This window comes from Streptomyces sp. NPDC054841 (assembly GCF_053611045.1).
Genome location: NZ_JBSGZO010000316.1, coordinates 1 through 10,236, shown reverse-complemented (window position 1 = coordinate 10,236; position 10,236 = coordinate 1). Strand labels below are relative to the sequence as shown.

At 70.5% G+C, this 10,236-nt stretch carries 10 protein-coding genes and 1 pseudogene; all 11 read right to left on the bottom strand.

All coding sequences use genetic code 11. The features are described from left to right. Positions 1-16 precede the first annotated feature (16 nt). Positions 17-412, bottom strand: coding sequence for a YccF domain-containing protein (locus ACWGI8_RS31135; protein ID WP_453665973.1), 396 nt, complete (start codon positions 410-412; stop codon positions 17-19). After that, positions 409-1,272, bottom strand: a complete 864-nt coding sequence (gene htpX / locus ACWGI8_RS31130) for a zinc metalloprotease HtpX (protein ID WP_453665971.1) — start codon at positions 1,270-1,272, stop codon at positions 409-411. The genes ACWGI8_RS31135 and htpX overlap by 4 nt, the downstream gene beginning before the upstream one ends. 155 nt (positions 1,273-1,427) lie before the next feature. Further along, positions 1,428-1,886 (bottom strand): MscL family protein, encoded by a 459-nt coding sequence (locus tag ACWGI8_RS31125; RefSeq protein ID WP_453665969.1) that lies wholly within the window; start codon positions 1,884-1,886, stop codon positions 1,428-1,430. 134 nt (positions 1,887-2,020) lie between these two features. Then, positions 2,021-3,577: an NADH-quinone oxidoreductase subunit N gene (locus ACWGI8_RS31120; RefSeq protein ID WP_453665967.1), complete on the bottom strand. Its 1,557-nt coding sequence runs from the start codon at positions 3,575-3,577 to the stop codon at positions 2,021-2,023. Then, the gene (locus tag ACWGI8_RS31115; protein WP_453665977.1) at positions 3,574-5,127 is read right to left on the bottom strand and encodes an NADH-quinone oxidoreductase subunit M; all 1,554 of its coding nucleotides are present in this window, start codon (positions 5,125-5,127) and stop codon (positions 3,574-3,576) included. Before ACWGI8_RS31115 ends, ACWGI8_RS31120 begins: the two co-directional genes overlap by 4 nt. Before the next feature lie 27 nt (positions 5,128-5,154). Further along, positions 5,155-7,146 (bottom strand): NADH-quinone oxidoreductase subunit 5 family protein, encoded by a 1,992-nt coding sequence (locus ACWGI8_RS31110; protein ID WP_453665965.1) that lies wholly within the window; start codon positions 7,144-7,146, stop codon positions 5,155-5,157. Beyond that, positions 7,143-7,502 carry an NADH-quinone oxidoreductase subunit NuoK gene (nuoK, locus tag ACWGI8_RS31105; protein WP_453665963.1) on the bottom strand — a complete coding sequence of 120 codons (360 nt, stop codon included), beginning with the start codon at positions 7,500-7,502 and terminating at the stop codon, positions 7,143-7,145. The genes ACWGI8_RS31110 and nuoK overlap by 4 nt, the downstream gene beginning before the upstream one ends. Next, positions 7,502-8,071, bottom strand: coding sequence for an NADH-quinone oxidoreductase subunit J family protein (locus ACWGI8_RS31100; protein WP_453665975.1), 570 nt, complete (start codon positions 8,069-8,071; stop codon positions 7,502-7,504). The genes nuoK and ACWGI8_RS31100 overlap by 1 nt, the downstream gene beginning before the upstream one ends. Beyond that, the gene (locus ACWGI8_RS31095) at positions 8,071-8,700 is read right to left on the bottom strand and encodes a NuoI/complex I 23 kDa subunit family protein (protein WP_453665962.1); all 630 of its coding nucleotides are present in this window, start codon (positions 8,698-8,700) and stop codon (positions 8,071-8,073) included. The genes ACWGI8_RS31100 and ACWGI8_RS31095 overlap by 1 nt, the downstream gene beginning before the upstream one ends. Continuing rightward, positions 8,700-9,668 carry a complex I subunit 1/NuoH family protein gene (locus ACWGI8_RS31090; RefSeq protein WP_453665961.1) on the bottom strand — a complete coding sequence of 323 codons (969 nt, stop codon included), beginning with the start codon at positions 9,666-9,668 and terminating at the stop codon, positions 8,700-8,702. Before ACWGI8_RS31090 ends, ACWGI8_RS31095 begins: the two co-directional genes overlap by 1 nt. Then, positions 9,665-10,236: pseudogene (locus tag ACWGI8_RS31085) on the bottom strand (NADH-quinone oxidoreductase subunit C); the annotation flags it as partial. The pseudogene ACWGI8_RS31085 and the gene ACWGI8_RS31090, both read right to left, overlap by 4 nt.

Below are 10,236 nucleotides of genomic sequence, written 5' to 3'. Positions count from 1 at the left end.
GCTGTGAAGAGACGACCTAGTAGCGCGTCGCGAACAGCTGGTCGGTACTGACGATCTCCTTGCCCAATGGCAGCAGCGAGACCGGGATCAGCTTGAAGTTCGCGATGCCCAGCGGGATGCCGATGATCGTGAGGCACAGGGCGATGCCCGTGAAGATGTGGCCCAGGGCCAGCCACCAGCCCGCGAGGACGAGCCACAGCACGTTGCCGATGCAGGACGGGGCGCCCGCGTCATGCCGGTCCACCACCGTGTAGCCGAACGGCCAGAGGGCGTAGACGCCGATACGGAACGCCGCCAGGCCGAAGGGGATGCCGATGATCGTGATGCACAGCAGCACGCCTGCCAGCAGGTAGCCGAGGAACATCCAGAAACCGCACAGGACGAGCCATATGACGTTCAGGATTGTCTTCATGGGCGGCGACCTGCCATCTCTTCGAGTCGGGAGATTCGCTCCGCCATCGGCGGGTGCGTCGAGAACATCCTGGAGAGCCCCTGGCCCGGCCGGAACGGGTTCGCGATCATCATATGGCTGGCGGTCTCGATCTTCGGCTCGGGCGGGAGCGGAAGCTGTTTCGTGCCCGCTTCGAGTTTGCGCAGGGCGCTTGCGAGGGCGAGCGGGTCGCCGGTGAGCCGGGCACCCGATGCGTCGGCCTCGTACTCGCGCGAGCGGCTGATGGCGAGCTGGATCACGGAGGCCGCCAGCGGGCCGAGGATCACTACCAGGAGCATGCCGAGGATGCCGGGGCCGTCGTCGTCGTCGGAGCGGCCGATGGGGATCAGCCAGGCGAAATTGACCAGGAACATGATCACCGAGGCGAGGGCGCCCGCGACCGACGCGATGAGGATGTCCCGGTTGTAGACGTGGCTCAGCTCATGGCCGATGACACCACGCAGCTCGCGCTCGTCGAGGATCCGCAGGATCCCCTCGGTGCAGCACACCGCCGCGTTGCGCGGATTGCGTCCGGTGGCGAAGGCGTTGGGCGCCTGGGTCGGCGAGATGTACAGGCGGGGCATCGGCTGACGGGCCTGCGTGGAGAGGTCCCGGACCATCCGGTAGAGGCCGGGGGCCTCGAACTCGCTGACGGGGCGCGCACGCATGGCCCGCAGGGCCAGCTTGTCGCTGTTCCAGTACGCATACGCATTCGTCCCGACCGCCACGAGAACGGCGACGATCAGGCCTGTACGACCGAACAGACTGCCGATGGCGATGATGAGGGCGGACAGTCCCCCGAGGAGAACAGCGGTCCTCAGCCCGTTGTGCCGGCGGTGCACGGTACGCCCTCCAAGTGGTGCGGCAGGGGAACCCTTTGCTGGTCGTGGTCCGCTCTCCAGTGGACCCTCCCGTACTGGTCAACGCCAGGCGGGAGCCGCGGGTTCCCCTGTCGCTCCGGGCGGGGGCGCCGTCGCCGGGGGGCCGTTCGGGTGAATCAGCGCTGGGACGGGAGCAGCCCGGCCTTCTCCAGCGCCGCCGGGAGGGGCTCCACCTCACTGGTGCAGTGCGCGCAGCGGCTGGCGATCGCGGGGATCTCGGTGAAGCAGCGGGGGCAGTCACGGACCGCCGCCTTGATGCTGACCGGCTCCTCCTTGATGAAGCGGTTCTGCACCTTCATCATCGGGACGACGACACAGAAGTAGAGCACCGCCGCCGTGATCACGAAGGCGATCGCGGCGCTGATGAAGAGGCCGTACGGGAACTTCACTCCCTGAACCGTGAACGTGGCCTTGCTGAAGTCACCGGCACCGCGTGTGGCGACCCCGATCAGCGGGGTGATGAACGCGTTGCTGAATCCCGTGACGACCGCGGTGAAGGCGGAGCCGACGGCGAGACCGATCGCCGTCGTGATCACGTTTCCGCGGAGAATGAAGTCCTTGAACCCGCTCAGCACGGCCGGCTCTCCTTAGTTCCTGAGTCAGTTCCTGAGTTCCTGATGGTGTCCAGATGCGCTGAACACGGTGCCCCGTAGGGGCACTGCTTGTCGAACCACGCGTTCCGGGGCCGGTCAGGAGCCCGCGGGGCCGGTCAGAACAGACTGACCGCCGCGAAACGCAGCACCAGCTGCGGCCACGCGGACAGCACGATGCCGACGGCCCCGGTGAGCGCGATCGTGGCCGTGACCAGAGCGGGTGCCCGATGCCGTTCGGCCGCGCCTTCGGCTGCCGCCTCGGGTGCCCCCTCCGGCGCGCGGAAGAGCAGGGCCGTCCACTGCAGGTAGTAGTAGAGCGCGATGACGACGTTGATGCCCATGACGACCGCGAGCCATCCGAGACCCGCGTCGACAGCCGCGGAGAAGACGGTGACCTTCGCGAAGAGCCCGATGATGCCCGGCGGGAGCCCGGCCAGGCAGAGCAGGAAGAAGCCCATCAGAAGGGCGGTCACCGGGCGGGTGGCGTACAGCCCCCGGTAGTCGGCAATCCGGTTCAGCGGCTTCGTACGGGCGACCAGGACGACGACGGCAAAGGCACCGAGGTTCACGACGGCGTACATCAGGGCGTACGCGACGGTGGAGCCGATCTGGTCGTCGCTGGAGTACGCGGCCGCTGCGATCGGTACCAGGATGTAGCCGGCCTGCGCCACCGAGGACCAGGCGAGCAGCCGCACGGCGCTCCACTCGCGCGTGGCCGACTGCCGTACGGCCGCGACGTTGCCGACGGTCATGGTGAGACCGGCGAGTACGGCCATGGCGGGCCCCCACACGTCCGCGTACGCGGGGAAGGCGATGACGGTCACCAGGATCAGCCCGGAGAAGCCGACCGCCTTTCCGACGACGGAGAGGTACGCGGCGACGGGCAGCGGTGCGCCCACATAGGTGTCGGGCACCCAGAAGTGGAACGGAACGGCGGCCGTCTTGAAGGCGAAGCCCACGAGAGTGAGCGCGACGCCCGCCTGGGCGAGGGTCTCCAGCTGCCCCGGGACGTCGTCCAGGCGCGCGGCGACCTGGGTCAGGTGCAGGGTGCCGGTCGTCGCGTACACAAAGCTGACGCCGAGCAGCATCACGGCGGTGGCGGTGACCGAGGAGAGGAAGAACTTGAGCGCCGACTCGCTCGACATCCGGTCGCCGCGCCGCAGGCCTACCAGGGCGAACGCGGGCAGCGACGCCACTTCGAGGGCGACGACGAGGGTGGCCAGGTCCCGTGAGGCCGGCAGCAGGGCGGCTCCGGCGGCCGAGGACAGCAGCAGGAACCAGTACTCGCCCGCAGGCAGCCGGTCCTTGGTCTCGGTGACCGAGAGCAGCGCGGTGAGCAGTGCGCCGCCGAGCACCAGGAACTGGATGACCAGGGTGAAGTTGTCGGCCGTGTAGCTGCAGGTGTCCGGCGCGGTGGTGAGGCAGAACGTGGAGCGGTCGCCCTTGCGCAGCGGGGCGAGGGAGAGTACCGCGGCGGCGAGGCCGGCGATGGCCGCATAGCCGAGGAACGCCTTGCTCCGCTCGGCGACGAAGAGGTCGGCGACCAGGATGAGCAGGGCGGCCACCGCGGCGATGGTGGGCGGGGCGATCGCGAGCCAGTCGACGGACTGGACGACAGGGGCGGCGAGGGGCGCGGACTGCGCCGGCAGGGCGACGACGGCCAGGGAGGTCATGCCTTTCCTCCTGCGAGGAGCTTCTGCACGGCCGGGTCGGTGAGGCCGAGGAGGACCGCGGGCCAGAGTCCGGCGAGGACGGTGAGGGCGACGAGCGGCGTCCAGGCGGCGAACTCGTATCCCTGGACATCGGCGAGCTTCACCTCGTCGGCCGGCCGCTCGCCGCCCATGCAGACGCGGCGGACGACGACCAGGAGGTACGCCGCGGTGAGCAGGGTGCCGAGGCCGCCGATCACCATGAAGGTGAGGAAGGCGGGGCGGCTGAGACCCTCGGCGGGGTCGAAGGCGCCGAACAGGGCGAGCATCTCCCCCCAGAATCCGGCGAGGCCGGGCAGGCCGAGCGAGGCGACGGCGGCGAAGGCGAGAAGTCCGCCGAGGCGGGGTGCGCGGCCGTAGAGCGCGGCGCCGGTCGCGCCGGCGAGGGTGTCGAGGTCGGCGGTGCCGTAGCGGTCCTTGACCGCGCCGGCCAGGAAGAAGAGCAGGCCGGTGATGAGGCCGTGGGCGATGTTGGCGAAGAGCGCGCCGTTGACGCCGGTGGGGGTCATGGTCGCGATACCGAGGAGCACGAAGCCCATGTGGCCGACGGAGGAGTACGCGATCAGGCGCTTGAGGTCGCCCTTGGCGCCGGGCTTGGCAAGGGCGAGGCAGGCGAGCGATCCGTAGATGATGCCGACGACGGCGAAGGCCGCGAGGTACGGGGCGAAGACCTGCATGCCGTCCGGCGCGATCGGCAGGATGATGCGGACGAACCCGTACGTACCCATCTTCAGCAGCACGCCGGCGAGGAGGACCGAGCCGACCGTCGGAGCAGCCGTGTGGGCGTCCGGGAGCCAGCTGTGCAATGGCCACATCGGGGTCTTCACGGCGAGGCCGATCCCGATCGCGAGAACGGCGATGACCTGCACCGAAAGGCTCAGGCCCCGGCCGTTGTCAGTGGCGAGTGCCACCATGTCGAAAGTGCCCGCCTTGACTCCGATGAGGAGCAGGCCGAGCAGCATGACGACCGAACCGAGCAGCGTGAAGAGGATGAACTTCCAGGCCGCGAGGCGGCGGCCCTCGCCGCCCCAGCGGGCGATGAGGAAGTACATCGGGATGAGGACCATCTCGAAGGCGAGGAAGAAGAGCAGCAGGTCGAGGACGGCGAAGGTCGCGAGGGTGCCGGACTCGAGCACGAGCAGCAGGGCGACGAAGGCCTTCGGGGACGGGCCCGCGGGCATCTTGAAGTAGCTGTACAGCGCGCAGAGGAAGGTCAGCAGCGCGGTCAGGACCAGAAGGGGGAGGGAAATGCCGTCGGTGCCGAGGTGGATCCGCACGTCCAGCGCCGGGATCCAGCTGATGTCCGTCGTGGCCTGCATCTTCGACGGCTGGTCGTGGTCGAAGCCGAGCGCGAGGGCGACAGCGGCGGCGAGGATCACGCCGGTGACGGTCACCCCGTGGCGGAGCACGGCCTGGTCGGGTGACTTCCCCTTCAGTCCGGGCGGGGCCGGCAGGAGAGCGGCCGCCGCGCCGATGAGCGGGCCGACGACCATGAACGCGAGAAGGAACTGCATCGCGGATTCGCTGATATCGATCACGGCTCACACTCCGGCGGCGACGAGTACGGCGGCGATCGCCAGGACGACGGAGCCGGCCAGCAGGGCGCTGAGGTAGGTCTGCACGTTGCCGGTCTGGGCACGGCGGACGAGCCATCCCAGCCAGTTGGTACCGGTGCCCGCGCCGCGTACGTACGTGTCGACGACCTCGCGGTCGAGGAAGCGGACCAGCTCGGCGCCGGCCAGGACGGGGCGGACGAACAGGGCGCGGTAGACGGCGTCGAGGTGGAAGCCGGCGGCCGCCGGGCGGTGCAACGGACCGAGCAGCAGCCGACCCGGGTCGGTGGGGTCGGCCGCGGGGTGCGGCATGTGCAGGGCCTCCGCCTCGACCAGGCCGGGCTCGGCATCCGGGTGGGCGACGATCCGGGGCTGCTCCGGGGCGGGCGCACCGGCCCGGGCCCGGGCGGCCATGGCCGTTGTGTGCCGCCAGGTGCCGTAGGTGATCAGTCCGCCGACGAGGGCGACGCCCGTGCCGAGCACGGCGGTGGTGAGCGTCGGGGCCAGGCTCCGTCCGTCGAAAAAGTCGTCGACGTAGCCCGCGGTCAGGCCGATGCCGAGGGAGGGGATGGCGAGCACCCAGAGCACCGCGTTCATGACGAGGGGCTGCCTGCCGTGGTCGGGGGCCTGCGCCCCGCGGCCCCGGAAGGCGAGAAGCCAGAGACGGGTGGCGTAGGCCGCGGTGAGGAGGGCGGTGAGCAGGCCCGCGACCAGGACGGCCCAGCCGGCCACGGCCGGGGCGGCGGCGCTCTCGCCGAGCGCGGTGTGCTCGGCGGCGACGAGGACGGCTTCCTTGGAGAAGAAGCCGGCGAAGGGAGGAATGGCGGCGAGCGCGAGCAGGGCGATCGTCATCGTCCAGTACGCGTCGGGGATGCGCTTGGCCAGGCCGCCCATCCGGGACATGGCGGTCAGCGAGTTGGTACCGGCGGCGTGGATGATCACGCCGGCGGCGAGGAAGAGCACTGCCTTGAACGCGCCGTGCGACAGGAGGTGGAAGACGGCGGCGCCGCGGTCACCGACGGCCAGGGCGCCCGACATATAGCCGAGCTGGCCGATGGTCGAGTAGGCGAGGACACGTTTGATGTCGTCCTGGGCGAGGGCTGCGAGCCCCGAGCCGACCATGGTGACGGCGGCCATCACGGCGAGCACGACGAGGGCGGCCGCGGAGGCGGTGAAGACAGGAAGGAGGCGGGCGATGAAGTAGATGCCGGCGGCGACCATCGTCGCGGCGTGGATGAGCGCCGAGACCGGGGTGGGACCGGCCATGGCGTCGGGAAGCCAGGTGTGCAGCGGGAACTGGGCGGACTTGCCCGCCACGCCCGCGAGGAGCAGCAGCGCCACGAGGGTGGGGTGATCGATGGCCCCGACCGAGACCGCGCCGAGAATCCCGGTGATGCGGAACGTTCCGGCGTCCACGGCGAGCGCGAACAGGCCGAACAGGAAGGGGACGTCGCCGAGCTTGGTGACCAGGAAGGCCTTCAGGGAGGCGGCACGCGCCTCGGGCGTCTCCCAGTAGTGGCCGACCAGGAAGTACGAGCAGATGCCCATGATCTCCCAGCCGACCAGCAGCACCATCAGGTCGCCGGAGTAGACGACGAGCAGCATGGCGGAGGTGAAGAGAGAGACGAGAGCCGCGTACGAGGGGTAGCGCGGGTCGTCGCGCAGATAGCCCGTCGAGTAGATCTGCACGCAGGAGGCCACGACCCCGACCAGGACGGCGACCAGGACCGCGAAGCCGTCGAGGTACAGGGCGAGGTCGATGGGGACCGAACCCGTGGGGGTGAGCAGGGTGGCGGCGAAGATGGGCTTGCCACCGCCCTGGCGTACGGCGACGAGGACCGCGAGCACGGTCGCGGCCAGCGTCGGCAGAACGGCCAGGGGACGGACGAATCCGGGTGCGGTGCGGCCGAGCAGCAGACCGGCCACGGCGCCGAGGAACGGAAGGAGGGGGACGAGAACGGCGAGGGTCGTCGTGGTCACGCGGTGGCCTCAGCCTTCTCTGCCGGGGCGGGGGCTTCGGCGGCCTCGGAGCCCTCGGCGGTGTCGCGAAGCTTGTCGATGTCCGAGGTCCCGCGGTTGCGGTACACCATCAGGACGATCGCCAGGCCGATGCCGATCTCCGCGGCGGCGATGGCGATGGTGAACAGGGTCAGCGCCTGGCCGGTGTGCAGCGTGTCGCGGAGCCAGACGTCGAAGGCGACCAGGTTGAGGTTGACCGCGTTGAGCATCAGCTCGACGGACATCAGGACCAGGATCGCGTTGCGGCGCGCGAGCACTCCGTACAGGCCGGTGGAGAAGAGGAGGACGGAGAGCACGGCGGGATAGGCGAGATGCATCAGCTCTTCCCCTCTCGGTCCTGGGAGCCCTTGCGGGACAGGACGATCGCGCCGACCAGTGCGGCCAGGAGCAGGACGGAGAGAGCTTCGAACGGCAGCACCCAGTACCGGAAGAGCATCTCGCCGGAGACCCGGGTGGAGCCCTGCGCCGGCCCGTCCAGGTCGATCCAGGTCGTGCGGAACGCGTCGACGACCACCCAGACCAGGGCGGCCGCGGCGGCGATGGCCACCACGAGGGCGGCCGGGCGGTTGCCCGAGTCGGCGTCCGGGGAGCGGCCGATGGGGGCCTTGGTGAGCATCAGCCCGAAGAGCAGGAGGACCACGACGGAACCGACATAGATCAGCACCTGCACCCAGGCGATGAACTCGGCGGTGAGCAGGAGGTACTCGACGGCGAGACCGCCCAGCGCCACGACCAGCCAGAGGGCTGCGTGCACCAGCTGCCTGGTCGTGACCGTGACAACGGCCGCGGCGAGGGTGGCGATGCCGACGAGGACGAACGCGATCTCGACACCGGTCGGGGACAGGAAGCCGTTGCCGGCTTCGCCGGTGAGGCCGGCGGCGAGCATCATGCCTGTCCTCCCTCGGCGGGCGGTGTGGCGGACCCGCCGGATCCGGCGGCGCCGGACGCGTCGGACGCGGCGTCGGCCTGCGCGGCCGCGAGCTTCTCGGCGGCCTTGCGGGCTGCCGCGATCTCCTTCGGCTCCTCGGCGGCCGGGTCGAGCGCGGGCGGCGCCGGGACCGTCCACATCCACTCGCGGAGCTTGTCCCGCTCATGCGTGAGTTCGTGGATGTCCGTCTCCGCGTACTCGAACTCCGGAGACCAGAACAGCGCGTCGAAAGGACACACCTCGATGCAGATACCGCAGTACATGCAGAGCGAGAAGTCGATCGCGAAACGGTCGAGGACATTGCGGCTGCGCTCGCGGCCACCGGGCACGGCGGCCGGGACCGTCTCCTTGTGGGAGTCGATGTAGATGCACCAGTCGGGGCACTCACGGGCGCAGAGCATGCAGACCGTGCAGTTCTCCTCGAACAGGCCGATCACGCCGCGCGTGCGGGGCGGGAGTTCGGGCTGCACGTCCGGGTACTGCGCGGTGTGCGAGCGCTTCGTCATCGTCCGCAGGGTGACGGCCAGGCCCTTGGCCAGGCCGGATCCGGGGATACGGGGCCGGGTGCGCGGGAGCGACTCAGTCATTACTGCATCACCACCTTCACGACGCCGGTGAGGGCGATCTGGGCGAGGGCGAGCGGGACGAGCGTCGTCCAGGCGAGCCTCTGCAGCTGGTCCTCGCGAAGCCGCGGATAGGTCACCCGCAGCCAGATCACGACGAAGGCGAGCACACCCGTCTTGAGCAGGGTCCAGACCCAGCCGAGGCCCTCGGCGCCGAACGGGCCGTGCCAGCCACCGAGGAAGAGGACGGTGGTCAGACCGCAGAGGACGACGATGCCGGCGTACTCGGCGAGGAGGAACAGCGCGAAACGCAGTCCCGTGTATTCGGTGTACGCACCGAAGATGATCTCGGAGTCGGCGACCGGCATGTCGAACGGCGGCCGCTGCAGCTCGGCGAGCCCGGCGACGAAGAAGACGAAGGCGCCCACGATCTGCCAGGGCACCCACCACCACTCGAAGGCGTTCAGGATGCCGGGGATGGAGACGGTGCCGGCGGCCATCGCGACCGACGCGGCGGTGAGCAGCATCGGCAGCTCGTACGCGAGCAGCTGAGCGGCGGTACGCAGACCGCCGAGGAGGGAGAACTTGTTGGCCGAGGCCCAGCCCGCCATGAGCGAGCCGAGCACGCCGACACCCATGACGGCGAGCACGAAGAAGATGCCCGCGTCGACGATGATGCCGACCGCGCCCTCGCTCGGGCCGATCGGGATCGCGACCAGCACGAGGAGATAAGGGAGAAGGGCGACGGCGGGGGCGAGCTGGAAGATGCGGCGGTCGGCGTTGGCCGGGACCACGTCCTCCTTCTGCGCGAACTTCACGCCGTCCGCGACGAGCTGCGCCCAGCCGTGGAAGCCGCCCGCGTACATGGGACCGAGGCGGCCCTGCATATGGGCCATCACCTTGTGCTCCGTCTGCCCGATGACGAGGGGCAGGACGAGGAACACGGCGAAGACGACGATCAGCCGCAGGGCGACGTCGAGTGCGTCGTTCACGCGGAGTCGCCTCCTGTGGCGTCGTTCGGCTCGTCACCAGGTCCGTCGTCGGACCCTGGCTCCGGCCGGGGGGTGGTCGGTGGGGCGTCGGCTGCGGCGCGGGACGGCGGCTCTCCGTCCGTCGCGGCCTCGGGCTCGGCGCCGCCTTCGGGTGCGGCACCGGCTTCGGGTACTGCGCCCTCGGGCGCTGCGCCAGCCTCGGGCACTGCACCGGCCTCGGGCGCAGGCTCTGCCTCCGGGCCGGGCTCCGGCTTCGCCACGGGGGCAGCCCCGGGGCCGGGCTCCGGCTTCGTCCCGGGTTCGTCGAAGGCCGGGCGGGCGTGGTGCCAGGGTGCGTCGGCGGTGCGGGAGCGCGGGGCCTGCGGCGGGGGTGACGTTTCCTCGGCGGCCGGCGCGGCCTGGCTCACCGAGCCGTCGGCCGCGCTACGGGAACGGCGCGGCGGTGCCGCGGCCGGGGTTCCCTGGGTCGCTGCTGTCTCCGGCTGCTCGGGGGCCGCCGGGCGCTGGCTCGCCGACCCCTCCGACACGCTGCGGGAGCGGCGCGCGGGAGCCGCGGCCGGAGTTCCGG